Source organism: Cyanobium sp. Aljojuca 7A6 (assembly GCF_024346455.1).
In the GTDB taxonomy this organism is placed as follows: domain Bacteria; phylum Cyanobacteriota; class Cyanobacteriia; order PCC-6307; family Cyanobiaceae; genus Cyanobium.
In genome coordinates, this window is record NZ_JAGQCY010000014.1 from 37,144 (window position 1) to 60,040 (window position 22,897).

Below are 22,897 nucleotides of genomic sequence, written 5' to 3' on the forward strand. Positions count from 1 at the left end.
GCGGCGGTGTGAAGGCGGCCATCAGCCGGGCGGCCAGGCCAGCGGGCGGCCGCCGATCACATGCACGTGCAGGTGGAACACGGTCTGGCCGGCGTCGGCGCCACTGTTGATCACCGTGCGCCAGCTCTCGAGCCCTTCGAGCCGGGCCACCTTGGCGGCCACCAGCAGCAGATGGCCCAGCAGAGCCTGGTGCTCGGCCGTGGCCTCACCCAACTGGGCGATCGGCTCGCGGGGAATCACCAGCACGTGCACCGGCGCCTGGGGGTTCACATCCCGGAAGGCGAGGCAGAGGTCGTCGGCATAGACCTCCTGGCAGGGGATCTCGCCGCTGAGGATGCGGCCGAAGATGGTGTCGCTGCTGGCCATGGGACGCCGGGGAGTGGTCGGGAGGTGGCACTGAACGGGCAGTGGGCTCCGAAGGGGATGTTGGCACGGTGCAGCAGTGGGGCCCTGCGGGGCCTGGAGGCCCTGCCGGTGACGGTGGAGGTGGACATTGCGCCGGGGCTGCCGGGGTTGCGGGTGGTGGGTCTGGCGGATGCGGCGGCCCAGGAATCGCGGGAGCGGGTGCGGGGGGCCCTGCGCAACGGCGGCCTGCGGGTGCCCCTCACCCGGGTGGTGGTCAACCTGGCCCCCGCCGACCTGCCCAAGGCGGGCCCCGGCTTCGATCTGCCCATCGCCCTTGGGCTGCTGGTGGCCAGCCAGCAGCTGGCCGCCGCCGAGGTGGAAGGGGTCTGGAGCGCGGGGGAGCTGGGCCTCGACGGGCAGTTGCGGCCGATCCGGGGGGTGCTGGCCCTGGCCCTGGCCGCCCGCCGGCACGGCGCCCGGGCCCTGGTGGTGCCGGCGGCCAACGCCGCCGAGGCCGCCCTGGTGGAGGGGCTCGCCGTCTGGGGAGCCGACCATCTGGGGGAGGTGGTGGCCCTGCTGCGGGATCCGGGGCGGGCCCGAGCGGCGCCAGCCAGTCCGGCCCTGCCCCCGCCGGTGGCCGCCGGACCCGACCTGGCCGAGGTGCGCGGCCAGGCCCATGGCCGGCGGGCCCTGGAGATCGCCGCGGCCGGCGGCCATCACCTGCTGCTGGTGGGGGCACCCGGCAGCGGCAAGACGATGCTGGCCCGGCGGCTGCCGCCACTGCTGCCGCCCCTGGGGCACCAGGAGGCCCTGGAGGTCACCCAGCTCCACTCCCTGGCGGGTCTGCTGGGGGAGGGGGCCGGCCTGCGGCGGCAGCGCCCGTTCCGCAGCCCCCACCACGGCTGCTCCGCCGCCGCCCTGGTCGGTGGCGGCTCCCTGCCCCGGCCTGGGGAGCTGAGCCTGGCCCACCACGGCGTGCTGTTCCTCGATGAACTGGCGGAGTTCCGCCGCGAGGTGCTCGACCAGCTGCGCCAGCCCCTGGAGGAGGGGGAGCTGTGGATCAGCCGGGCCCAGCAGCGGTGCCGCTTCCCTTGCCGGGTGCTCCTGGTGGCCGCCACCAACCCCTGCCCCTGCGGCTGGTACGGCGATCCCAGCCAGAGCTGCCGCTGCGGCGAAGCCCAGCGGCAGCGGCACTGGGGGCGCCTCTCCGGGCCCCTGCTCGACCGGATCGACCTGCAGGTGGTGATGCGACGCCCCGAGGCCCACGACCTGGGTGGGGCCTACCGGGAGGGAGCGCAGCAACGGGGCCCTGGCGGCGAAGCCAGCGCGGTGGTGGCCCAACGGGTGGCCGCGGCCCGGCGGCGGATGGGCCAGCGCAATCCGGCAGGAGCGGCCAACGGCCAGCTGGATGGCCCCGCCCTAGCCGCGATCGTGAACCCGGAGCCCGACGCCCTGGTCCTCTGGGAGCGGGCCATCAGCCAGAGGCGCCTGTCCGCCAGGGGGGCGGAGCGGGTGCTGCGGGTGGCCCGCACGATCGCCGATCTGGCCAGTGCCGAGCGGGTGTCGGGCTCGGCGATCGCCGAAGCCCTCAGCTACAGATCCTTCGACCAGGTGGCCTGAAACCCCGGGATCAGCGGCGGCGCCGGCGGGTGGTGTCGCCGCTGAAGGGCTGCACACCGATCGCCGGCGGGCGGTGCTGGGCTTCTTCCGCCGGGTTGCCCCAGGCGTGGTTGATGGTCTCGGCCAACCAGTGGCTGAGCCGTTGAAGAAGGGAGGCAGACCTTGGCTGGCCCGCCGTCGAAGCAATCGGATGGCCCATGGACCCTGCAGCGATGGCCCCTCCAGCCTGCTCACGGGCGGAGGGCAAGGCAACAGGTACAAGCACCTGAAGCGAAGACGCCGGAGCGAAGCTCAGCGGCGACGGCGGCGCTGCTGGGCCTTGCGCTTGTACTTCTCGGTGGGGGTTTCGTGGTGGCGCAGCCGCTTCAGATCGGCAAAGATGCCCGCCTTGGACACCTGGCGCTTGAAGCGGCGCAGGGCCGATTCAATGCCTTCGTTTTCGCCGACGGTGACCTGGGTCATGAAGTACTGCTGAGACGTGCGCAGCGTTGCACCCTAGCAAGCGGCGCTTCACCCACCCGCTCAGAGCTTGGTGGCGGGGACGGCCGGCGGCGCCACGGGCTGCTGGACCGCGGACGGAGCCGCCTCCTTGACGGGGACCGCGGCGGTGGGGGGCTGGGCGGGCTCAACCGCGGTGGGCTGTGGCTGGGCGGCGGTCGCCGCCGTTCCCGGCCAGCTGTCGGCATAGACGTAAAGGTGGCCAAGGTTGCGGCCGCCGAACTGGCGCCGCATCAGCCGCCAGCTCGGCTCCAGGTGGAGCTTGAGGAAGCCGGGCGCACTGCCCCGGGTGCGGGCCACCACCATCTCAGGGCCGGCCCCGGCCTTGGTGGGGAAGGCCAGCAGCAGCATGTCGCCGCCGCTGCGGGTGACCATCAACCGGTAGGACGTGGCCAGGTCCTGGCCGCCCACCCGCACCGAGTAGCCGTTGGCGTCGATGTAACGGTTGCAGATGCCGGTGAAATCGAAGGTGGCCAGCAGGGGGTTCACCGGGGACGGCAGGCCCTCGCTCACCTCGAAACAGGGGCGCACCGGCTTGAGCTGCTCGTAGATGTTGAGCTGGGCCTTTTCGCCCTTGCTGCCGATGGGGGCGGCCACCAGCAGGAAGTTCTGCTGGTCCACCTCGGCGGCGGCGAACAGGGCGGAGGCTCGGACCGGGGCGGGGGCTGCAGTGGCCAGGGTTGTCGCCAGCACCGCCAGGGCCGCCAGGCCTGCGCGGTGGAGCACGGGAAGGGTCACGGCGTTCATCGAAGCGGCCTAAATCGTATGAACGGCAACCGCCGGAAACCAGCCCATGGGCCCAATCAGCCGGCCGGTTGTCGGGCCGGCCGAGGGGGCGCGGTGAGCTGGGGCGGGCTCAGGCGGGCTTGTTGATGCGGATCGCCACCAGCAGGGCCAGGACGGTGCCTGGCAGGCTGCCGGCCAGGATCCAGCGGGTGGCCTGAACGCCGAGGTCGGGGTCACCGTAGGAGAGCTCGAAGATCGATCCGGTGGCGGCGATGCCAAGCAGACAGGCCAGGCCCAGGAAGAGGCCGGCCAGGGGTTTCATCGGCATGGGGATCAGCGGATCGACTGGACGTCGGAGCGGTGGAAGCCCTGCTGCTGCAGGCCGTCGTTGAGGCTGAGCTCGTCGGTGACCCGATCGACGAACAGCACGCCGTTGAGATGGTCCATCTCGTGCTGGATGCAGCGGGCCAGCAGGCCATCGGCCTTGAGGCGGCGGGGGCGGCCCGTCTCATCGCGGTAGGTCACCTCCACCACCGACGGGCGCACCACATCCAGATAGACGCCGGGGATGCTGAGACAACCCTCCTCGTAGGTGTTGAAGGAGGCGCCGGCGGCGGTGATCTCGGGGTTGATCAGCACCAGCGGCGGGGTGGCCGCCTCCTCCAGATCCAGATCGATCACCAGCAACTGGCGATGCACCCCCACCTGCGGGGCCGCCAGGCCGATCCCCTTGGCGGTGTACATGCTGCGCAACATGTCGCGGGCCAGGTCGCGGACGGAGGCATCCACCTTGCTGATGCGCCGTGCTGCGGCCCGCAGCTCCTTCGACCCCAGCTTGTGGATCTCGAGGGGGGGCCGTTCCACCGGCTCCTTCGGCACCAATACGGAATGACCACCCTGCTCGGCGGAGCGTGCCATCTGGGCGAAGCTGCGGGCCAAGACGTCACCTGAAACGATGGATCGATTCTAGAAGCAGCCTGCGGAGGGCTCGGGTGGGGGCGGAGTCCTGGCAGGAAGATGGGCCCCTGCCCGCCGAGGTGGCGGTGGGCCTGGCCACCAGCGTCGCCGAACCGCGGCTGGACGGGGGGCGCCTGTTCTGGCTGGAGCAGCGCCCCAGCGAGCGGGGCCGCACCACCCTGATGGCGCGGCGCGGCGCCGCGGCCGTGGAGCTCACAGCGGGGCCCTGGAACCTGCGCACCCGCGTGCACGACTACGGCGGCGGCGCCTATGCGGTGGCGGGCGACCAGCTGGTGTTCGTCGACGACGGCGACCGCTGCCTGTGGCAGCTGAGCCTGGCCAGCGATGGTGACCCCCTACCCGCCGCGGCACCCCGGCGGCTCACCGCCCCCCCCGACCCGCAGCGGCCGCGGGCCTTCGCCGATGGCCTGATCGACCGGCCGCGTCAGCGCTGGATCGGTGTCATGGAGCAGGACGGCCTCGACCGGCTGGTGGCGGTGCCGCTGGCGGGGGGCGAACCGGAGCTGCTGCACCAGCCGGCCGACTTCTGCGGCTACGCCGTGCTGGCCCCAGGCGGCGGCCACCTGGCCTGGGTGGCCTGGCAGCAGCCCTTCATGCCCTGGGAGCGCAGCCAGCTCTGGCTCGCCGCCATCCATGCATCTGGGCAACTGCAGCAGGCCCGGCCCATCGCCGGTTCGGGGCCTGGGGATCCCCAGGGGATCTCGGTGTTCCAGCCCCTCTGGCTCGACGACGGCTCCCTGGTGGTGGCCAACGACCGCAGCGGCTGGTGGAATCTGGAGCGGCTGGCGGACGTGGCTGCCCTGGGGACGAACACCCCGCCCCGGTGGCAGCCGCTCTGCCCCCTGGAGGCGGAGTTCGGCGGGCCCCAGTGGGTCTACGGCCTGCGCACCCTGGCCTGGGACGGCACCCGGCTGCTGGCAGCGGTCTGCCGCCAGGGGCGCTGGGAGCTGGGCCGGCTGGGGGTCGACGGCGGCCCCTTCGAGCCGATCCCCCTGCCCTTCACCGAGCTGGCGGCCCTGAGCGCCGAAGCGGGCCGGCTGGTGGCGGTGGCGGGCGCCCCCGACATCGGCCAGGGGCTGCTGGAGCTGGACACGGCCAGCGGCAGCTGGCAGCACACCCCAGCCGCGCCGTTGCCCCTGGCGGCAGAAGCGATCAGCCGGCCGGAGCCGCTCTGGTTCGACGGCCACGGTGGGGCGGCGACCCACGCCTGGTACTACCCCCCCCGGGGGGGCAGCCGCGCCGAGGCCCCCCTGCTGGTGAAGGGCCACAGCGGCCCCACCGCCATGGCCGGCACGGGGCTGAACCTGGCCATCCAGTTCTGGACCAGCCGTGGCTGGGGCGTGGTGGATGTGAACTACGGCGGCTCCACCGGCTTCGGGCGGGCCTACCGGCGGCGGCTCGACGGCCAGTGGGGCGTGGTGGATGTGGCCGACTGCGCCGCCGCCGCCCGGGCCCTGGTGGCGGCGGGCAAGGCCGACCCGGCCCGGGTGGCCTTCGAGGGCGGCAGCGCTGGCGGTTTCACCGTGCTGGCGGCCCTGTGCTTCACCGACGTGTTCCAAGCCGGCGCCTGCCGCTACCCGGTGGCCGATCCCGAGGCCCTGCTCGGAGTGGATCACCGCTTCGAGGCCAGTTACACCGAAACCCTGATCGGCCCCTGGCCCGTGGCGCGGGCCCTCTACGAAGCCCGTTCACCCTTGCGGCACGCGGGGCGAATCACGGTGCCGGTGATCTTCTTCCATGGGCTGGACGACCGGGTGGTGCCGGCGCGTCAAAGTGAGCAGATGGTGGAAGCCCTACGGCGAGGCGGACTGGAAACGGAACTGCACTTGTTTGAAGCAGAGGGCCACGGCTTCCGCGACAGCGGCGTGCGCACCGCGGTGCTCGAAGCCACCGAAGCCTTCTTCCGCCGCCAGTTCCGCCTGTGATCGCCGCACGGGTGCCGGAGGTGGTGGAAGGCGTCGAATGGCTGGCCCTGGCCCTGGCCGCCCTGACCGTGCTGTTGCTGATCGGCAGCGGCATCGGCGGCCTGCTGGGCATGAAGCGCTGGGGACTGCCGGAGGCCCTGCTGGCGGGCGGGCTGGGGCTGGTGGTGGCCCCGGCCGGGCTGGTGCCCCTGCTGCCCCAGCGGGTGATCAACCTCTGGGACCAGCTGCCCCTGCCGCTGCTGACCCTGGTGTTCGCCACCCTGCTTCTTGGCAAGCCGCTGCCGAGGCTGGGGGGCCTGTGGCGTCCCCTCTCGGCCCAGGTGCTGCTCGCGCTCACCCTGGCCTTCGGCCAGTTCCTGGTGGGGGGATTGGCGGTGCTGTTGGTGCTCCAGCCCTGGCTGGGGGTGAGTCCGGTGATGGCCTGCCTGATCGAAGTGGCCTTCGAGGGCGGCCACGGCTCAGCCGCGGCCATGGGGCCCACCTACGAGCGGCTGGGGCTGGAGGGAGCCCAGGCCCTGGGGCTGGCGATGGCCACCGTGGGGCTGCTGGTGTCGACGGTGGTGGGCGGACTGCTGGTGGTAGTGGGGCGGGCTCGGGGCTGGCTGAAGTTTCCCGAGGCCCTGCTGATCGAGGAGGCGGTGGCGATCCTGGAGGAGCAGACCCAGCCCCTGCAGGAGGTGCCGCTGGACCTGCCCCTGGAGGCAGGCACCGTGGAGGTTCCGGCCCTGTGGCGGCAGATTGCCGACTGGGCCGTGAACCTCGCCCTGGCCGGGGTGGCGGTGCTGTTCGGCTGCGGGGCGCTGGCGGCGCTGCGCTTCATCGCTGACGCCAGCGGTGGGGTGTTCGCCCTGGTGATCGACGCCCTGCCCGTGTTCCCCCTGGCCCTGGTGGGCTCCCTGCTGGTGCGCCTGATCCTGGAGAAGAGCGGCCAGACCCAGTGGGTCTCGACCGCCATCCAGGGCCAGACCGGCACCGTCTCGGCCGATCTGCTGATCACCGCCGCCACCGCCTGCCTGGACCTGAGCCTGCTGGCCCATGACTGGATCCCCCTGACGGTGCTGGCTCTGGCGGGTCTGCTGTGGAACCTGGGGGTGATCCTGCTGCTGGCCCCGCGGATCCTGCCGTCCGACTGGTTCGAGCGGGCGATCATCGAGTTCGGCCAGGCCACGGGGGTGGCGGCGAGCGGCCTGCTGCTGCTGCGCATGGCCGACCCGGGCGACCGCAGCCAGGCGGTGACGGCGTTCTCGATCAAGCAGCTGCTGCTCCAGCCCCTGCTGGCCGGGGGGGTGATCACCGTGGTGGCCCCCCTGGTGGTGGACGGCTGGGGCCTGCCGGCCTGGACCGGCCTCTGCCTGGGCCTTGTGGTGCTGTGGAGCGGGCTGGGGCTGTGGCTGGCGGCGCGCGCCAGAGCGGCCAGCTAGCGCACCATCGCCGCCACATTGCCGCCATCGACGGTGAGCACGGCGCCGGTGGTGCGCTGCATCAGGGCCAGGGCCACGAAGGCGTCGGCCACATCGCTGGCGCGCACCTCGGCCCCCAGCAGGTTGCCGGCCATGTAGAGCTCCTCGCTGAGGCCGCGGGCGGCGGAGCGCTCCTTGATCATGGTGTCGTCGAGCAGGCCGGAGCGGATGCGGTCGGCGTTGATGGCATTGACCCGCACGCCCGCTTCGCCTTCCTCCAGGGCGTACTGGCGCACCAGGGCCAGCAGGGCGGCCTTGCTGATGCCGTAGGCGCCGAAGTTGGGGCCGGGGTTGAGGGCCTGCTTGCTGACGTTGAACAGCAGCTGGCCGCCCAGGCCCTGGGCGCGGAACACCGCCAGGGCCGCCTGGGCGACGCTCTGGTGGGCGAAGAAGTTGAGCTCGAAGCTGGCCCGCAGGTCGGCGTCGGCCAGGGTGGCCATCGGGCCGGTCCAGGCGGCACCGGCATTGCTGACCACGATGTCGAGGCCGCCGAAATGGGCCGCCACCGCCGCGATCGCGGCCTGCACCGCCGCCGGGTCGGTGACGTCGCAGGCGGTGGCCAGGGCCCGCTTACCGCAGGAGGCCGCCACCGCTGCGGCGGCGTCCTGGTCGAGATCGAGCACGGCCACGTCAGCCCCGGCGGCGGCGAAGGCGCGGGCGGTCGCCGCCCCGATGGCCCCGGCCGCTCCGGTGACCAGCACCACCTGGCGGGCCAGGGGCTTCTCGGCCGCCTTGCCGAGCTTGGCCTGCTCCAGGCTCCAGTACTCCATGGCGAACGTGTCGGCCTCTCCCACGGGCGCAAAGCGGCCGATGGCCTCAGCTGCCAGCAGGGTCTGGGCCCAGGCCTCGGCGATGTCGGCCACGGTGGCCGCCTCGGCGGCCGACTTGCCGATCCCCACCAGCCCCAGGCCAGGGATCGCCGCCACCCGCGGCAAGGGATCGAGCGCCTTTTTGACGCCGCCGGCGGCGGCGTTCTGGCGCTGGAAATAGGCGCGGTAGTCGGCCCCGTAGGCGTCGAGGGCCTGCTCCAGGGCCTTGCCCCAGGCGGCCAGGGCCGGGCCGTCGCCGCCGGGCGGCAGGGGCGGCAGCACCAGGGGCCGGGCCTTGGTGCGGATGACGTGGTCGGGGGTGGCGACGCCGCGGCCGGCCCAATCCGGCAGCCTGGCGTCGTCGCTGATGGCACGGGCCAGGGGCGTGTCGCGCAGCGCCAGGATCCAGTGGGGGCGGACGCCGGCGGTGACGGCGGCCCGGCCAAGGGCGCCCCGCAACAGCGGCAGCACCGCCGCCGCGGGGGCCGGGCGCTCCGGCACGGCCACGGCGTGGAGCGAGCGCTCACCCCGGGCCAGGCGCTCCTCGGCCCGCCGCACCAGGTCGATCATCCGGTCGTAGCTCTGCTCGGCGCTCGCCCCGAAGGAGAACAGGCCGTGCTGCAGCAGCACCATGCCCTCCGGTTCGTGGCCGCTGGCCGCCGCGGCCTCATAGGCCAGGGCGGCCGCCTTGGCCAGGGCGAAACCGGGCATCACGTAGGGCACCAGGGCCACCCGATCGCCGTAGACCTCGCGGCAGACCTTGGACGCATCGGGCTGGTCGGCCAGGGCCAGCAGGGCAATGGAATGGGTGTGGTCGACGAAGGTGTGGGGCAGGAAGGCATGCAGCAGCGCCTCCACCGAGGGGTTGGGGGCGGCCGGGTCGATCAGGTTCTGGCGCTGGGCGGCCACCATCGCCTCATCGCTGAGGGACTCCAGGACCCGCAGGGCCTGAAGGGGCTCCAGGCGCACCGCCGGATGGCCCGGCGGCTCGATCGTGCCCAGGTCCCAGCCCGATCCCTTGACGCACAGCACCCGGATCGGCTCCCCCAGCAGCCCGGTCACGGTGGTCTTCACCGAGGTGTTGCCGCCGCCGTGCAGCACCAGCTCCGGGTCGGCCCCCAGCAGCCGGGCCGAGTAGGTGCGCAGGGCCAGGTCTTCGCCCACGCCCTGCGCGCCGTAGCGGGCGATCGCTTCGCGGGCGGCGGCATCCGACCAGCGATGTTGCACGGCCATGGGGCGAAACGGGACTCTGGGGGGAGACTACGGGGAGCGATCCTCCAGGGGCTGCCCGTGTCCATCCGTTGCCGCCGCGAGGACTTGAAGTCGTGGGCCGGCGGGGCGTGGCTCGCTCTGCTGCTGGCGGTGATGGCGGGGGTGGCCCCCGCCCTGGCCCAGAAGGTCCCTCCCCAGATCCCCCGCGACGGCTGGAAGGACTGCGAGTACAACGACAAGCCCCTGGCCTGCGTCGATGCGCAGATCCCCGGCGGCCTGACGATCCGCTGGAAGGACGGCCAGTCGATGACCTACCGGCAGGTGTCCGGCAAGGGCAAGGACCCCAGCGGCAGCGACCTGCTGCGCGACCGGCTGGGGGGGATCTGGCGCCGGGAGCTCTACGTGCAGGGCAACATGTCGCTCACCAATGACGCCAACGGCAACCGGATCTTCGTGCCGCTGCGTTTCCCCTGCAAACCGCCCCTGCAGGGAGAAGTGGGCTATTGCCGCTACTGAACCCGCCCGCCATGAGAGCCATTCTCGCCACCCCTGCCCTGGTGGAAACGGAGCTGCCGGAGCCCATCCCCGGCCCCCACGACCTGCTGGTGCGCATCGAGGCGGTGGCGGTGAACCCGATTGACACCAAGCTGAGGGCCGCCGTGGGCGCCGGCGCGGCGGCCAAGCAGCTGGGCTGGGACGCCGCCGGGGTGGTGGCGGCGGCCGGGGAACGGGTGAGCCGCTTGCGGGTGGGGGATCCGGTGATGTTCGCCGGCGATGCGAGCAGGGCCGGCTGCAACGCCGAAGCCGTGCTGGTGGACGAGCGCCTGGCGGGCCGCAAACCGGCACGACTCTCCTGGGCCGAGGCGGCCAGCGTGCCGCTCACGGGCCTGACGGCCTGGGAGGCCCTGTTCGAGCGCCTCGACCTAGATCCAGACGGAAAAGCGGGACCAGGCCGCAGCCTGCTGATCCTCGGCGGCGCCGGCGGGGTGGGCTCGATCGCCATTCAGCTGGCCCGCCGGGCCGGCGCCGTGGTGATCGCCAGCGCCTCCCGCCCCGAGAGCGCCGCCTGGGTGCGAGAGCTGGGGGCCGACCACGTCGTCGACCACCACCAACCCCTGGCCCCCCAGCTGGCCGCCCTGGGTTTTGAGGCGGTGGATCGGATCGCCAACTTCAGCGACACCGACGCCTACTGGGAGGCGATGGCCGCGCTCATCGCGCCGCTGGGGTCGATCGTGGCGATCGTGGGCAACCGCCGCCCCCTCGACCTCAATCGGCTCAAGGCCAAGAGCGTGCGCTTCGCCTGGGAGTTCATGTTCACCCGCTCCCAGTTCCAGACCACCGACATGGGGCGGCAGGGGGAGATCCTCGACCGTCTCGCCGAGCTCTTCGAAGCCGGTGAGCTGCGCCCCACCCTGGGCCGCACGCTGTCCCCCATCAACGCCGCCAACCTGGAGATCGCCCACGCCCAGCTGGCCTCCGGCAGCACGATCGGCAAGCTGGCCCTGGTGGGCTGGCGCTGACGCCGGGCCTCAGCGCACGGCCACCAGCACCCGGTGGCGGGGATCGCAGGCCTCCCGGCGCACCTTCCGGAAGCCGGCCTGCTCCAAAGCGAAGGGCAGATCAAGGCCGAAGTAGTCCTCCAGGTAGGGCTCGGTGCTCTTGAGCAGGGTGGCGATCGGCGCCGGCAGCCGGCGGATCACGGCCGAATCGGGGTCCTGATCCACCAGGGCCACCACCCCGCCAGGGGTCAGCAGCCGGGCCGCCTCCCGCAGCACCGCCCGGGTGGCTTCGGCGGGCAGCTCGTGGCAGACGAACTGCAGCGTGATCAGATCGACGCTGGCCGGCGGCAGGCCGGTGGCTTCGGCGGCGGCGTGGTGCCAGCGGCGGATCCGCCCCCCGGGATCCCGGACCCTGGCCACCGCCAGCATCTGGGGGGAGAGGTCGAGGCCATCAACGGCGACGCCTGGGCCCTCACGCCGCTCCAGCCATTCCTTGAGGGCCAGGGTGCCGACCCCCACCGAGCAGCCGATGTCGAGGGCGCTGTGCACCGGGCCGCTGAGACTGGGCTCGATCGCCGCGAAGATCGCGTCCCGCAGCCGGCGCTGGGCGTCCTGGGGCTGGAGGGTTTCCCCCGGCCACACCCGCAGCGCCATGGCATCGGTGGCCTGCTCCGCCTCACCCGCCGCCTGCCAGCAGAGGTTGCCCTCCTGGTAGGCGTGGAACCGGGCCTGGTAATAGGGAGGCGTTCGGGTGGCCGCGTCGGTGCTGCTGGCGAGCAGTGGCTCGGCCTGCCGCAGCAGCTCCTCACGCCGGTCCCGCCAGGCGATGCCGCGGCGCTCGGCGGTGCGGATGATCAGCTGCCGGGCCTGCAGGAACAGCAGCTGCCGCAGCGGCTCGACGCCCAGCAGCCGGTCGATCAGCCAGCCAAGGGGATGGCGCGAGGCCACCCAGTTGGGCGGCGGCGCGGCTGGCTGGGCCTGGACGGCTGGCTGGGCCTGGACCATGGCGGCGGAGCGGCGGCGGCGACGCAGGGCATTCTCGCCTCAGGCGGCGGGGCTCAGCCGCAACGAGGCGGCGAAGCCCAGCAGGGCCACCGCCAGCCAGATCCAGCCGTGCAGGCTGAAGCTCATCACCCCGCCCAGGAAGGCGTTGACGTTGCAACCCGACGCCAGCAACCCTCCGTAACCCATCAGCAGGCCGCCGAAGCCTCGCCGGGCCAGTTCCGGCATGGCCTGGGACCTCTCGCCCCGCCAGCGGAAGCGGCCCTGGCCGATGGCCGTGGCCACGGCGCCGTAGAGCAGGCCCAGGTCCACGAGCACGGCGTCGTTGAACAGCCAGGCGTCCCAGCCCGCCAGCTGCACCTGGCCCCGTGGACTCGACCAGAACAGGCTGGTCTGGGGATCCCAGCCGAGGGCCTGGGCGGTGTGGGCGCCACTGAGGGCCAGGCCCCAGAGCACCTTCCAGGGCTCCGCGGTGACCAGCAACAGGCCGGTGGCCAGCACAGCCAGAGCAACCGCGCCGCCGTAGGGGCCGCGACCCTCGCCACGCCACGGCAGCTGGCCAGTCCAGCGCCAGAGCAGCACGGCGATCAGGGCAATCAAAGCCAGCTGCAGCACGACAGATCCCGCCAGCCCGAACAGTTCGAGACCGGAGGGGGAGGGGAGTCGGGGCAAGCCAAGGGCGGCCAGCTGGGGGGCGTGCAGGGTGCCCAGAAAGGCACCGACCACCAGACCGATCAGGGCCGCCACCACGCCGCCCCCGCCCTGGGAGGCCGCGGCCAGGGTGCCGCAGCCGCAGCCCCGGGCCCGCTCCATGCCGATGCCGAACAGGAAGGCCCCAGCCAGGAACGGCAGGCTGAGGGGGGTGGCCAGCAGCTTCGGCCGCAGGCCGGTGAGGGGCTCAAAGGCGAGCACCAGGGCCATGGCGATCACCAGCAGCGCCACCAGCAGCAACTGGGCGAAGGAAGGGCCGGGATCGCGCCGCTCCAGCAGCCGGCGGTAGCCGGAGGCGAAACCGAAATCGGAGCGGACCAGCCCATGGCCGAGGCCGCAGCCCAGGCCCCAGACGAGGGCCGAAGCCGGTTGCCGGGCCGCCAGGGCCACCCCAATCGCTATGGCCGGGGCCACAGCCAGGGCTGTGCGGAGCGGCTGCTTCAACGCTTCTTCGACTTGGCGGCAGGGGACGAGCTGTCGCTACCGGTGTCACAGGCCAGGGTGGCGGCCGGTGCGTACAGGAGCAGGAGCAGGGCAGCGAGCGCCCAGACGCGGGGATGGAACAAAGACATGGCGATGGATGGGGGAGGGGAAATCAGCGGCTGCTCACCTGGGCCGGGCTGCCTTCAGGACCCACGGCGATCGGCAGCTTGGAGGCGCTGTACTCGGTCCAGGAGCCTTCATAGATCCGCACATTGGGGTACTTGAGCAGATGCTTCAGGGTAAGGAACTGGAGGCTGGCTTCCCGGCCGGTGCTGCAGGAGACGATCACCTCCTTGTCGGGGGTGATGCCACGGCTGACCAGCAGGGCCCGGATCTCCTCAAGCGACCGGAGCGTGTGGGCGTTCTTCTGGGCCTCATCGGCGTTGCTGGCTTCGGTGAACATCTGCCAGGGGATGTTCTTGGCGCCAGGGATGTGGCCGTTGCGGATGAAGGTCTGGTCGGTGCCCTCGAACTGGGCCTTGGGCCGTGGGTCGATGATCACCACGTTGCTTTTGCCGATCAGGGGCGCCAGTTCGTTCAGGGGAATGGCCAGACCCTTGACCGTGGTGGGACGGAAGGACCCGGACTGGAACGTCGGGAAGGCCTTGGTGGTGGGCTGGGAGGCCGCCTTGTAGCCGCTCAGGCCGCCGTTGACGATCGCCACCTGGCGCACGCCACTCTTTTCAAGGATGTAGGCGACCAGGGAGGTGCCCAGCACGTCATTGCCGTCGGAGTAAACGAGCACCGAATCCTTGTTGGAGATTCCCGCCTGGCTCAGCAGACTGGCCAGCTTGGTGGGGCCCCAGATCTGGAAGGGCAGGCGACCGTCGGGCCCGCGGAAGGCCTGTTCCGAGAGATGAACGGCACCGGGCACGTGGCCACCGATGTAGGAGAGGGGGGGCACCGGACGCACGTCCAGCACTTTCCAGCGGCCCGAGCTGGCGGCGGCAGCGGCCTGCTCAGGGGAGAACACCTGGAAGCTGGTGCCCCCCGGGGCCAGGGTGGTGACACCCGCAGCGGCCTGGGCGGGAGCGGCGGCCTGGGCCTGGGTGCTGGGGGCGCTCCCGAGGGCGAAGGTGGTGGCCGTGGCGATGGCGGTTCCGGCCGCTACCGAGAGCAGCAGGCGGCGCGTGAGACGAGACGGCAGGACGGCCATTGAACACAAAGGTGATCGGTGTATAGATATTTAATCGATGGCAGGAACCCACCCCTGCCATCGCGATGACATTGAAATATTGGAAGCTGAATGGGGGTACCGTTCCAGCGACCCCGCGAACCAGCCATGGCTTGGCGTTCCCGTCTGCTGGCCCTCTCCACCTCGTTGCTGGTGGGCGCTGGCGCCCTGGTCGGCGGCGCCGCCCTGGCCACACCGGCCGGATCGCTGCTCAAGGGCCTGTCGCTGCCGCTGCCCAAGCCCGCTGCCAGCCTGTTCGCCGCCAATGCGATCGGCCAGACCAGCCTCAACACCCAGCTGCCCGGCAAGCCCGAGGAGCTGCTCGCCAAGGTGAAAGCGTCGCTGGCCAAGCAGGGCTACAGCGAGCGCAAGATCAACACCGTGGTGGGCCCCTGGGGCTTCAACCTGGTGCTGGATCCCCCGTCCGGCACCAAGGTGGATGGCACCGCCGAGGGCAAGGCCGCCGCCCTGGTGCTGCAGGCCACCGCCATCGGCCCCAACCAGCTCAACCTCAACGTCCGCTTTGAAGGGCTCTGAGGGGTTACGGACCAGAGTCACCCCATGGACAGCAAGCCAGCCCCCAACTGGTGGGCCCGCAACTGGAAATGGCTGGTGCCGGCCGGCTGCCTCACGGGGGTGGCTGGAGTGGCGGGCTTCATCGCCCTGATTGTCGGCCTGGTGTTCGGGCTGATCAAGTCGACCACGCCGTACCAACAGGCCCTGGCCAGGGCCCAGAAGGATCCCGTGGTGATCAGCCGCCTGGGCACGCCGATCAGCGGCGGTCTGCTGGTGTCCGGCAGCGTCAATCTCTCCGGTGGCACCGGCCAGGCCAACCTGGCCATACCCCTGCAGGGATCCAGGGGCAGCGGCACGCTTTATGTCCAGGCCCGCCAGAGCGCCGGCACCTGGACCTACTCCACCCTGACGCTCCAGCCCAACGGCGCCGGTGGACCGATCAGCCTGCTGAGGCCCTCGCTCTGAACTGGGTTCAGCCCGCAGCCACCGGGGCGGCGTAGAGGGCTTGCAGCCCCGCCTCGCTGGCTGGCGCCACGCCCCGCTCGGTGATCAGGGCCGTCACCAGCCGGGCGGGGGTGACATCGAAAGCGGGGTTGAAGCCCTCGCTGCCGTCGGGCACCAGCTGCACGCTGGTGGGCTCCCCGGCCGCGGGCTTGCCGGCGATGCGGGTCACCTCCAGGGGGGAGCGGGCCTCGATCGGGATCTCCGCCACCCCGTCGGCGATCGACCAGTCGATGGTGGAGGCGGGCAGGGCCACATAGAAGGGCACGCCGTTGTCGTGGGCGGCGAGGGCCTTGAGGTAGGTGCCGATCTTGTTGCAGACATCGCCCGTGCGGGTGGTGCGGTCGGTGCCGACGATCACCGCATCCACCTGGCCGTGCTGCATCAGATGCCCGCCGGCGTTGTCGACGATGACGGTGTGGGGCACCCCTTCTCGGCCCAGCTCGAAGGCCGTCAGGCTGGCCCCCTGGTTGCGGGGCCGGGTCTCGTCGACCCACACGTGGATCGGCAGGCCAGAGCGGTGCGCCTTGTAGATCGGCGCCAGGGCCGTGCCCCAGTCGACGGTGGCCAGCCAGCCGGCATTGCAGTGGGTGAGCACGTTCAGGGGCTGGCCGCGGCGCTGCTCGGGGCGCCGGGCGGCGATCGCCTGGAACAGGCGCAGGCCGTGGTCGCCGATGGCCTCACACATCGCCACGTCCTCCTCGGCGATGGCGGCCGCCTCGGCTTTCGCCGCCTCGGCGCGCTGCTCCGCCGCCAGGGGCAGCACCCTGGCCCGCACCCGCTCCAGGGCCCAGCGCAGGTTGATGGCGGTGGGGCGGGTGGCATCGAGGCGCTCGAAGGCCGCAGCCAGGGAGGCGTCGGAGGGATCGGCTTGCAGGGCCAGCATCAGCCCGTAGGCCCCGGTGACGCCGATCAGGGGAGCCCCCCGCACCACCATGGTGACGATCGCCTCGGCCGCCTCCTCGACGCTGGTGAGCGAGCGGGTGAGAAAGCGGTGCGGCAACAGGGTCTGGTCGATCACACCGACCGAGCGGCCGCCCTCCTCCAGCCAGATGGTGCGCCAGGGCCTGCCGTCGATGTTCATGGGGAAGCAGGGGTGGTGAGGTCCAGTATCGATTTTCCGCCATCACCGGGCCGGTTCAGCAGGTCGTCGGTGAGGCGCCGGAAGCGGGCCGGATCGAGATCCCCCAGGGCCTCACCGCGGCGGCTCTTCCAGGCCTGCCAGCCCAGCAGCGGCACCAGCCGGTTGTGGCCCGCCAGATCCAGAGGGGGCCCGGCCGGCACCACGGCCCGGGGCGGCGGCAGCGGCCCGCGCTGCGCCTCCAGCACCGCGGCGATGGCGACCAGATCCTCGTCGCCGCCGCTGGCGCCGAGGATCTCCAGTCCCACGGGCATGCCGCGGCGATCGAGGGCCAGCGGCAGGGCCACCGCCGGCAGGCCGCTGGTGCTGCTCACCATGCAGGTGATGGCAGGCGAAGGATCCCGCCGGGCGCCGCCGCGCCGATCGGGCAGCAGCAGCAGGCCGTCGAGGCGCTGGGCCCGCAGGGCCTGCTCCAGCAGCCGGCGGTTGGATGCCATCTGACGACGCGCCCGCTGCTCCGCCGCCGGATCGCTCGCCATCAGCGTGCGGCATTCCGCCGGGGTCCACTCCGGCGGCAGGCGGCCGGAGCCGCAGATGTCGTCCCAGCTGCGCCGGCTGCCCGGGTAGCGAACCAGCTGGGCGTCGATGCGACGCCCGGACCCCTTGACGAACGCCGGGCCCAGCCGGGTGTCGAGACCCGGCAGCACCAGCGCCTCGACCACCTCCGCTCCGGCGGCCCGCAGCAGGTCCACGGCCTGGCTTAGCGCCGCCGCGGCCGCCTCACTGGTGGGAGCCAGGTCCTGATCGCCGGCCCGGGCCAGCACCGCCAGCCGCCGGCCACGCAGATCGGGCGGAGCCACCGCGCGCTCGGCCTGCCAGGTGGGGTCGAGCACGGCCAGCCCCCGGGCCAGCAGGCCCGTGTCGCGGGCGATCAACCCCGGGGTGCCATTGACGAAGCCGATCGGCAGCAGGCCGGCGCTGGAGAAGCGCCCCTGGGTGGAGCGGAGCGTCACGGCGCCGTTGTAGACCGCCGGCAGGCGCAGGGAGCCGCAGTTGTCGCTGCCGAGGGCCAGCGGCACGAAGCCGGCCCCGACGGCCACCGCGGAACCGGAGGAGGAGCCCCCCGGGCCCAGCCAGGGGTCGTAGGCGTTGCCGACACGGCCCGCCGCCCCCGACAGCCCGCGGATGCCGAAGGCGAACTCATCCATCGTTGTCTTGCCGATCACGATCGCTCCGGCCGCCCGCAGGCGGGCCACCGCCTCGGCGTCCTCGGCGGGCTGGTTGCCCAGCAGCGCCAGCGAACCGGCGGCCATCGGCTGGTCGGCGCTGGCAAAGTTGTCCTTCACCGCCACAGGCAGACAGTCGAGGGGGCCGGCGGGGGCGCCCGCCGCCCGGGCCCGATCGAGGGCGGCGGCCTGCTCAAGGGCATAGGGATTGAGCTGCTGGAACGCGTTGAGCGGCGGTCCGGAGCCGGTGGCCAGGTTGCGATGCAGGATCTCCCTCTGCACCGCCGTGATCCTGGCCACGCAGCTGGGCGCCGGAGTCGCCGCCGCAGCAGGCGCAGGCAGCATGGCCATCAGCAGTGGCACGGCAAGCCCAAGCCCCCTGGGCCCCCTGCCGATCGCTGCCAGCGTCGCCCTTTGCATGCTCCGCTAGGGGACCGGTGATACCGCCGACGCCCGCATCAGCCGCTGCAGCTGGCCGCTCTCCAGCTCCAGCACCCGGCGGGCGAAATCGGGATCCCGCTCCAGCACCGCATCGAAGGAATCCACCGGCACGGCCAGCAGGCGGGTGCCGTCGGCCTCGGCCACGATCGTGCTCTCCGAGGCGCTGTGGGTGAGCACCTGCAGCTCATCAAGCACCCGGCCGGGCTGGAGATCCTCCTCCCAGGTGCGCTCGCCGTCCCGGTGCAGGACCCGGGCCCGGCCCTCGATCAGCAGCAGCAGTTCGCGGCAGGTGTCGCCCGTCTCGGTGATCAGTTCGCCCTTGGCGAACGTGCGCACGTCGGCCTGGGTGGCGAGGGCATCGAGGGTGTCGGCATCGCTGCGGCGGAAGAAGTCACTGGTGGCCAGGAACACCCGCTTCTCCAGCTCCGGGAACCCCCGCAACTCCGGGGGGCCTTGGAGGGCCTCGACGGCCCGGGCGGTCTGGCGCAGCAGGGGTGGGGCCCCCGTCACACCCAGCTCGGCCGCCAGGGACCGGGCCCGGCCGCCATCGAGGCAGGCCGTCAGGAACAGGGCAGCGGCCGCCAGTTTCGGACTGGGATCGGCGGCCAGGCTGGCCAGGAAGCTGAGGGTTTCGTCGACGGGCACCTCCAGGGAACAGGAGGGAGCCTCACCACCAGGGTGGGAAAGGGTGCCTGCGACGGCCGCCGGCAGGCGGCGCTCCCAGCCCTCCTGACGCAGCAACTCCGGCAGCTCCAGTGGCGCGATGGCCTGCAGCCGCTGCACCAGGCCCGGCACCGCCGGATCCTCCTGGAGGGTGGCCAGGCCATCGAGGATCGCCCGCAGCGTCAGCTCCTTGCGCAGCTGCAGCCGGTCGTCGAGGAGGGCCAGCACGGCGGACTGATGGCGCAGGGCGCTCTGGTGCAGGGCGCGGTAGCCGTCGGTGAGGGCCGGCAGCCGCTCCAGCAACAGCTCCACCTTGTGGATCGCCGCCGCGGCGGGGGAGAGGTCGTCCAGCACCTGCTCCTCCTCGCGCGAGGAGATGCCGTATTCACGCCGCAACGCCTGCAGGGCAGCGCCATCTTGAGGGCCAGGGCCTTCCCCGAGGCGCTGGACCAGCATCAGCCGCTCCAGGGACTTGCGGTAGCCGCTGAGGCGGATCTGGTCCTCCAGGCTGCGGCGGCTGTCGGGATCGAGCAGGCCGGGATCCTCGACGCCGAGCTCTTCGAGCAGCTTGCGGTGCTCGCCATCGGTGATGCCGAGAGAGAGGCGCATCTGCTTGAGCACCTCCAGGCTGCTGGCGGCATTGACGAAACCCTCCTCGAGGGCCTCCCGCACCACACCCTTGTAGGCCTCATGCCGCTTCTGGCCGGTGAAACCTGGCAGCACCTTGGCCAGCACGTACACCTCCTCGGTGCCCAGGTCGGCCAGGGAGCGGCCATCGAGGTAGAGACCCACGTCCAGATCCAGGCGGGTGAGCTGCTTGCGGAAGCGCTCGGCCAGGTTCTCGCGGCCATAGAGATCGGGGGAGCGGTTCCAGGCCCGGTAAAGCCACAGGGTGCTGACGGCCACCAGGGTGACGTCGAACAGGTACTGAACCCAGTCCGGCGCCAGCAGCAGCAGCGGCCGGCCGGCGAACAGAAAGAAGAAGTTGAACACCAGGAAGGTGGCCACCACGAACACTTGGTGCCGGATCCGGTTGCGATCGGGCTCGCCGCCGCGGCGGCGCACCCGGGTCCGCAGCGCCGACTCGATCGCCCGGCCCGCCAGCAGACCCAGCCAGGTGCACAGGCCCAGGAACAGGGGCACGGCCGCCAGCCTGGGAATATTGATTGCCTGTCCGAACAGATAGAACCCCGGCCGCAGCAGCTGGGCCAGCTGGTCGCTCTGACGCAGCCAGATGCCGGAGAAGTAGTACTCCCAGTTGCCGGCGTAGAGGTAGTAGTAGAGGAAATAACCCACCACCAGGCCCACGTAGCCATAGCGCTCGAAAGCGAAGGCCGGGGTGGGCAGCCGGGCCCAGTAGGTGCGCTCGGCGTCGATGTCGATGCAAGGCTGCTGGCAGGCCACGCAGGCGCTCTGTTCGCTGCCGTCGGGCTGCACGCTGCGGCACATCGACTGGGTGATCGGCGAGCTGGCCATGTGGGCCTTGCTGCCCAGCAGACCGGTGGGGGTGGAGAAGATGCTCTGCACCGGCGCCATCGGGCAGAAGTACTGGCACCAGCTCTTGCCGCCGTAGAGCCAGCCCACGGCGATGGCACAGAGGATCGTGAAGGTCAGCCAGCCGAACAGCACCAGACGGTCGGCGTTGAAGAACAGGATGCGGCCACAGAGGCCGACGAACAGCCAGCCGAACTGGAGCCGGGAGTAGTGCTGGCCCAGCCAGGAATCGGCCGGCACCTTGGCCAGCTGCAGGCGCTTCTCACCGGTTTTGGGGTTCACCTTGGCGATCTGGCGCTGCAGCCCCAGGGCGCGGGGAATCTGGGAGAGGAACGCAAGCGGGCAGATCCGCCGCCAAAGCTCATGGCCGAACACCAGCAGGACGAAAATCGCCGACGGCACCACCACCCCCCAGAACTCCGTGGTCCCCAGGGGATAGGGGGCCTCCGTCAGGCAGGCTCCCTGCACCGGCACGCACCCCTGTGGCAGGCGCAGGGGGCTCCAGGGGTGGTCGGGCTCGGTGAACTGGGGCGTGAACGGGTCGTAAAGCAGGGAAAGGATGATCAGCAGCCAGCCGGTGGTGAGCCCCCAACGCACCAGATGCATCCGCCGTTCCGTCACTGATAGCCCTCGCTGCAATCCACCGGTGGCGCTGACCATAGCGATGGCCTCAGAAAGCTGACTGGCCGGGGGTGTTGGGGGCCAAGGGCTGCCATCCTCAGGGTTGAGGCTGACGCCCGCGCCACCGGATGGACTTCTTCGATCGCCAGTGGTCCACCTACCGCGCCGTGGTGGACCACGACCTGATGCAGCACCGGGCCCTGACGGCGGCCCTGGGCCAGGCGCTGGGGGCCTGGCTGGCGGCACGGCCGGCCGGCTCGGCGCCGCCCCGGATGGTGGATCTCGGCTGCGGCGACCTGGCCGTGATGGCCCCGCTGCTGCAAGGCCTGCCGCTGGGCTCCTACCTGGGCGTGGATCTCTCCGCCGCGGTGCTGCCCCGGGCCGCAGCCGCCCTGGGCGCGGTGCCCTACTCCTGCCAGTGGCGGGAGCAGGATCTGCTGGCCTGGGCCGAAGCCGAACCGGGACCCGAACCGGTGGATCTGCTCCATTCCGCCTTCGCCATTCACCATCTCAGCGACGACGACAAGGCCCGCTTCCTGCAGCTCTGCCGCCGCCATCTGGCTCCAAACGGCCTGTTCCTCTGGGCCGACGTGTTCCGCCCGCCCGGGGAAGACCGCCCGGCCTATGTGGCGCGCTACGTGGACCGGATCCGCAATGACTGGGGCGTGCTGGCGCCCGGGCAGCAGCAGCCGGTGATCGACCACCTCAACCAGTTCGACTTCCCCGCCGAACGCGACGCCATCCGCCGCAGCGCCGAAGCCTGCGGATGGACGTGGCAGTGGCTCTGGCAGGGCGACCACCGGGCCGAAGCCCTGGCGGCGCTCACTCGGGCCTAGCAAGCAGCATTGATGCCCCCATCTCAGTTCTGGCTCGGGCGTCGATTCGACACGACTTTGCGCACGAGAAGAAGCAAAGCAACAAGCAGACTTGCCCATCCTGCAGCCGAGCCAAAAACGAAAACCAGAAAATTTCCATAGCGTCCAAAGCCGCTACCGAACAGCAGAGATCCGTTCAGGACGACGTAGAGGCCTGCGCCAGGGGTGAGTACAGGTGATAGGGCGCTACCCGGCTGCCGTGCATACGTGACCGCAGCAAGTAGGGAAAAGGCCGCGAAGCCCAATGCCCAAGAGTTAAAAGCGCTTTGAATCGCAAGATCATGGCTTGGGTTGACGAACGATTACCATCACCAAGCCGCAGAGGGCCTGAAGCATCAATCAGGCTCCGCCAGTACTCTGGGCAACGTGCGTGATGCGCAAGAGCAAAGACAACAATGCCATCGTCATGCGGTCGATAAACAAGCGAGAAGGGGAAGTCCCTGAGGAACACTCGACGAGTATTTTCTGATGCTGGCGTCCCTGTGAGAGGGTAGACTAAGGCGGGAGCATGTGCATCTTCAATGGCAACAAGGAAGCGAGCGCCAAGTCCAAGCTCTTTGGAGTTGCAATAGGCAACTTCTGAAAGAAGCTCGCGTCTAGCAGGAGCGACAAAGCGTACGCGCTTCACCTCAGAATTCGACGTGCCTCAGCAAAAACTTCTTCGGCCGCGTGAGCAGACATCTCTCCACGATCAAATGCACTAACACGGTCTTCGATTTCTTCTGCCCAAGCAGCTTCGATTTCAGTGATTGGCGTATGCAATGACTCCAGCATGGTCTCAGCAAGCCTTGCGCGGTCTTCCGCGCCAAGAGCCCGTGCCTGCTCCTCAATGTTCTTCAGCAAGGCTGACATGGCACTCAACCCATCTTTATGAGTTGGGATTCTACTCCGTTTTTCTACGATTTCGAGCACACCTAACGCGGTTGGGATGGTTCCCGCAAACCAAGCACGACTGCCCGTACCTTGCTTGAATGACCCTGGGTCATCAGGCTGGCTTGCAGAAGAACCATTGCGGGAACGTACGGTTCCCTTTCGGG

At 71.2% G+C, this 22,897-nt stretch carries 23 protein-coding genes; 8 read left to right on the forward strand and 15 right to left on the reverse strand.

What is annotated here, in order from left to right; all coding sequences use genetic code 11:
• Positions 1 to 21 precede the first annotated feature (21 nt).
• Complete coding sequence (locus KBY95_RS12515) at positions 22 to 366, reverse strand: histidine triad nucleotide-binding protein (protein ID WP_254965370.1); 345 nt, start codon at positions 364 to 366, stop codon at positions 22 to 24.
• A 57-nt stretch (positions 367 to 423) separates the two neighbouring features.
• Here KBY95_RS12515 and KBY95_RS12520 point away from each other — a divergent pair, with 57 nt between their 5' ends.
• Complete coding sequence (locus KBY95_RS12520) at positions 424 to 1,965, forward strand: YifB family Mg chelatase-like AAA ATPase (RefSeq protein ID WP_254965372.1); 1,542 nt, start codon at positions 424 to 426, stop codon at positions 1,963 to 1,965.
• 10 nt (positions 1,966 to 1,975) lie between these two features.
• Here the strand turns inward: KBY95_RS12520 and KBY95_RS12525 are convergent, their stop codons facing one another.
• From KBY95_RS12525 to def, 5 genes are all read right to left on the reverse strand, one after another.
• Complete coding sequence (locus tag KBY95_RS12525) at positions 1,976 to 2,212, reverse strand: hypothetical protein (RefSeq protein ID WP_254965376.1); 237 nt, start codon at positions 2,210 to 2,212, stop codon at positions 1,976 to 1,978.
• A 44-nt stretch (positions 2,213 to 2,256) separates the two neighbouring features.
• The gene (gene rpsU / locus KBY95_RS12530) at positions 2,257 to 2,427 is read right to left on the reverse strand and encodes a 30S ribosomal protein S21 (protein ID WP_006172073.1); all 171 of its coding nucleotides are present in this window, start codon (positions 2,425 to 2,427) and stop codon (positions 2,257 to 2,259) included.
• Positions 2,428 to 2,487: 60 nt separating this feature from the next.
• Positions 2,488 to 3,210: a DUF3747 domain-containing protein gene (locus tag KBY95_RS12535; RefSeq protein WP_396095021.1), complete on the reverse strand. Its 723-nt coding sequence runs from the start codon at positions 3,208 to 3,210 to the stop codon at positions 2,488 to 2,490.
• Between the two features lie 109 nt (positions 3,211 to 3,319).
• Positions 3,320 to 3,517 (reverse strand): hypothetical protein, encoded by a 198-nt coding sequence (locus tag KBY95_RS12540; protein ID WP_015109112.1) that lies wholly within the window; start codon positions 3,515 to 3,517, stop codon positions 3,320 to 3,322.
• A 5-nt stretch (positions 3,518 to 3,522) separates the two neighbouring features.
• Positions 3,523 to 4,128: a peptide deformylase gene (gene def, locus KBY95_RS12545; protein ID WP_254965378.1), complete on the reverse strand. Its 606-nt coding sequence runs from the start codon at positions 4,126 to 4,128 to the stop codon at positions 3,523 to 3,525.
• Between the two features lie 53 nt (positions 4,129 to 4,181).
• Between def and KBY95_RS12550 the strand changes: the two genes are divergently transcribed.
• Both KBY95_RS12550 and KBY95_RS12555 read left to right on the forward strand, forming a co-directional pair.
• Positions 4,182 to 6,092: a prolyl oligopeptidase family serine peptidase gene (locus KBY95_RS12550; RefSeq protein ID WP_254965380.1), complete on the forward strand. Its 1,911-nt coding sequence runs from the start codon at positions 4,182 to 4,184 to the stop codon at positions 6,090 to 6,092.
• Positions 6,089 to 7,513 carry a sodium/glutamate symporter gene (locus KBY95_RS12555; RefSeq protein ID WP_254965382.1) on the forward strand — a complete coding sequence of 475 codons (1,425 nt, stop codon included), beginning with the start codon at positions 6,089 to 6,091 and terminating at the stop codon, positions 7,511 to 7,513. The genes KBY95_RS12550 and KBY95_RS12555 overlap by 4 nt, the downstream gene beginning before the upstream one ends.
• Here KBY95_RS12555 and KBY95_RS12560 read toward each other — a convergent pair.
• Positions 7,510 to 9,594, reverse strand: coding sequence for a bifunctional aldolase/short-chain dehydrogenase (locus tag KBY95_RS12560; RefSeq protein WP_254965383.1), 2,085 nt, complete (start codon positions 9,592 to 9,594; stop codon positions 7,510 to 7,512). The genes KBY95_RS12555 and KBY95_RS12560 overlap by 4 nt on opposite strands.
• Positions 9,595 to 9,651: 57 nt before the next feature.
• On the opposite strand from KBY95_RS12560, the gene KBY95_RS12565 reads away from it, so the two are divergent.
• Positions 9,652 to 10,089, forward strand: coding sequence for a hypothetical protein (locus tag KBY95_RS12565; protein WP_254965384.1), 438 nt, complete (start codon positions 9,652 to 9,654; stop codon positions 10,087 to 10,089).
• An 11-nt stretch (positions 10,090 to 10,100) separates the two neighbouring features.
• Positions 10,101 to 11,093 (forward strand): zinc-binding alcohol dehydrogenase family protein, encoded by a 993-nt coding sequence (locus KBY95_RS12570; protein ID WP_254965385.1) that lies wholly within the window; start codon positions 10,101 to 10,103, stop codon positions 11,091 to 11,093.
• Positions 11,094 to 11,102: 9 nt separating this feature from the next.
• Here KBY95_RS12570 and KBY95_RS12575 read toward each other — a convergent pair whose 3' ends face one another.
• The 4 genes from KBY95_RS12575 to KBY95_RS12590 are packed head-to-tail and all read right to left on the reverse strand — an operon-like array spanning position 11,103 to position 14,424.
• Positions 11,103 to 12,077: a class I SAM-dependent methyltransferase gene (locus tag KBY95_RS12575; protein WP_254965386.1), complete on the reverse strand. Its 975-nt coding sequence runs from the start codon at positions 12,075 to 12,077 to the stop codon at positions 11,103 to 11,105.
• A 39-nt stretch (positions 12,078 to 12,116) separates the two neighbouring features.
• On the reverse strand, positions 12,117 to 13,229 hold the full coding sequence (locus tag KBY95_RS12580; protein WP_254965387.1) for a YeeE/YedE thiosulfate transporter family protein: 1,113 nt from the start codon (positions 13,227 to 13,229) through the stop codon (positions 12,117 to 12,119).
• A complete protein-coding gene (locus KBY95_RS12585; RefSeq protein ID WP_254965389.1) occupies positions 13,226 to 13,357 on the reverse strand; it encodes a hypothetical protein in 132 nt (43 codons plus the stop codon). Before KBY95_RS12585 ends, KBY95_RS12580 begins: the two co-directional genes overlap by 4 nt.
• 23 nt (positions 13,358 to 13,380) lie before the next feature.
• A complete protein-coding gene (locus KBY95_RS12590) occupies positions 13,381 to 14,424 on the reverse strand; it encodes a sulfurtransferase (RefSeq protein WP_254965390.1) in 1,044 nt (347 codons plus the stop codon).
• A gap of 126 nt (positions 14,425 to 14,550) precedes the next feature.
• Here KBY95_RS12590 and KBY95_RS12595 point away from each other — a divergent pair, with 126 nt between their 5' ends.
• Positions 14,551 to 14,979 carry a hypothetical protein gene (locus tag KBY95_RS12595; RefSeq protein WP_254965392.1) on the forward strand — a complete coding sequence of 143 codons (429 nt, stop codon included), beginning with the start codon at positions 14,551 to 14,553 and terminating at the stop codon, positions 14,977 to 14,979.
• A 24-nt stretch (positions 14,980 to 15,003) separates the two neighbouring features.
• Positions 15,004 to 15,423, forward strand: coding sequence for a cytochrome c oxidase assembly factor Coa1 family protein (locus tag KBY95_RS12600; RefSeq protein ID WP_254965393.1), 420 nt, complete (start codon positions 15,004 to 15,006; stop codon positions 15,421 to 15,423).
• Between the two features lie 7 nt (positions 15,424 to 15,430).
• Here KBY95_RS12600 and mtnA read toward each other — a convergent pair whose 3' ends face one another.
• The 3 genes from mtnA to KBY95_RS16305 all read right to left on the reverse strand — a co-directional run bounded on the left by mtnA (position 15,431) and on the right by KBY95_RS16305 (position 21,024).
• On the reverse strand, positions 15,431 to 16,543 hold the full coding sequence (gene mtnA / locus KBY95_RS12605; protein ID WP_254965394.1) for an S-methyl-5-thioribose-1-phosphate isomerase: 1,113 nt from the start codon (positions 16,541 to 16,543) through the stop codon (positions 15,431 to 15,433).
• A complete protein-coding gene (locus KBY95_RS12610; protein ID WP_254965395.1) occupies positions 16,540 to 18,117 on the reverse strand; it encodes an amidase in 1,578 nt (525 codons plus the stop codon). Before KBY95_RS12610 ends, mtnA begins: the two co-directional genes overlap by 4 nt.
• A 75-nt stretch (positions 18,118 to 18,192) precedes the next feature.
• Positions 18,193 to 21,024: a cyclic nucleotide-binding domain-containing protein gene (locus KBY95_RS16305; protein ID WP_261362654.1), complete on the reverse strand. Its 2,832-nt coding sequence runs from the start codon at positions 21,022 to 21,024 to the stop codon at positions 18,193 to 18,195.
• Positions 21,025 to 21,113: 89 nt separating this feature from the next.
• Here KBY95_RS16305 and KBY95_RS12620 point away from each other — a divergent pair, with 89 nt between their 5' ends.
• Positions 21,114 to 21,821: a trans-aconitate 2-methyltransferase gene (locus KBY95_RS12620; RefSeq protein WP_254965396.1), complete on the forward strand. Its 708-nt coding sequence runs from the start codon at positions 21,114 to 21,116 to the stop codon at positions 21,819 to 21,821.
• A gap of 663 nt (positions 21,822 to 22,484) precedes the next feature.
• On the opposite strand, the gene KBY95_RS12625 is transcribed toward KBY95_RS12620, so the two are convergent.
• The gene (locus KBY95_RS12625) at positions 22,485 to 22,712 is read right to left on the reverse strand and encodes an addiction module protein (protein WP_254965398.1); all 228 of its coding nucleotides are present in this window, start codon (positions 22,710 to 22,712) and stop codon (positions 22,485 to 22,487) included.
• Between the last annotated feature and the right edge of the window lie 185 nt (positions 22,713 to 22,897).

What these genes read in the sequence shown, in the direction of transcription:
- KBY95_RS12515 (WP_254965370.1), bottom strand. Translation starts at nt 366, where the DNA reads ATGGCCAGCAGCGACACCATCTTCGGCCGCATCCTCAGCGGCGAGATC.
- KBY95_RS12520 (WP_254965372.1), top strand. Translation starts at nt 424, where the DNA reads ATGTTGGCACGGTGCAGCAGTGGGGCCCTGCGGGGCCTGGAGGCCCTG.
- rpsU (WP_006172073.1), bottom strand. Translation starts at nt 2,427, where the DNA reads ATGACCCAGGTCACCGTCGGCGAAAACGAAGGCATTGAATCGGCCCTG.
- KBY95_RS12535 (WP_396095021.1), bottom strand. Translation starts at nt 3,210, where the DNA reads ATGAACGCCGTGACCCTTCCCGTGCTCCACCGCGCAGGCCTGGCGGCC.
- KBY95_RS12540 (WP_015109112.1), bottom strand. Translation starts at nt 3,517, where the DNA reads ATGCCGATGAAACCCCTGGCCGGCCTCTTCCTGGGCCTGGCCTGTCTG.
- KBY95_RS12560 (WP_254965383.1), bottom strand. Translation starts at nt 9,594, where the DNA reads ATGGCCGTGCAACATCGCTGGTCGGATGCCGCCGCCCGCGAAGCGATC.
- KBY95_RS12570 (WP_254965385.1), top strand. Translation starts at nt 10,101, where the DNA reads ATGAGAGCCATTCTCGCCACCCCTGCCCTGGTGGAAACGGAGCTGCCG.
- KBY95_RS12575 (WP_254965386.1), bottom strand. Translation starts at nt 12,077, where the DNA reads ATGGTCCAGGCCCAGCCAGCCGTCCAGGCCCAGCCAGCCGCGCCGCCG.
- KBY95_RS12585 (WP_254965389.1), bottom strand. Translation starts at nt 13,357, where the DNA reads ATGTCTTTGTTCCATCCCCGCGTCTGGGCGCTCGCTGCCCTGCTCCTG.
- KBY95_RS12590 (WP_254965390.1), bottom strand. Translation starts at nt 14,424, where the DNA reads ATGGCCGTCCTGCCGTCTCGTCTCACGCGCCGCCTGCTGCTCTCGGTA.
- KBY95_RS12595 (WP_254965392.1), top strand. Translation starts at nt 14,551, where the DNA reads ATGGCTTGGCGTTCCCGTCTGCTGGCCCTCTCCACCTCGTTGCTGGTG.
- KBY95_RS12600 (WP_254965393.1), top strand. Translation starts at nt 15,004, where the DNA reads ATGGACAGCAAGCCAGCCCCCAACTGGTGGGCCCGCAACTGGAAATGG.
- mtnA (WP_254965394.1), bottom strand. Translation starts at nt 16,543, where the DNA reads ATGAACATCGACGGCAGGCCCTGGCGCACCATCTGGCTGGAGGAGGGC.
- KBY95_RS12610 (WP_254965395.1), bottom strand. Translation starts at nt 18,117, where the DNA reads ATGGCCATGCTGCCTGCGCCTGCTGCGGCGGCGACTCCGGCGCCCAGC.
- KBY95_RS16305 (WP_261362654.1), bottom strand. Translation starts at nt 21,024, where the DNA reads ATGGTCAGCGCCACCGGTGGATTGCAGCGAGGGCTATCAGTGACGGAA.
- KBY95_RS12620 (WP_254965396.1), top strand. Translation starts at nt 21,114, where the DNA reads ATGGACTTCTTCGATCGCCAGTGGTCCACCTACCGCGCCGTGGTGGAC.
- KBY95_RS12625 (WP_254965398.1), bottom strand. Translation starts at nt 22,712, where the DNA reads ATGTCAGCCTTGCTGAAGAACATTGAGGAGCAGGCACGGGCTCTTGGC.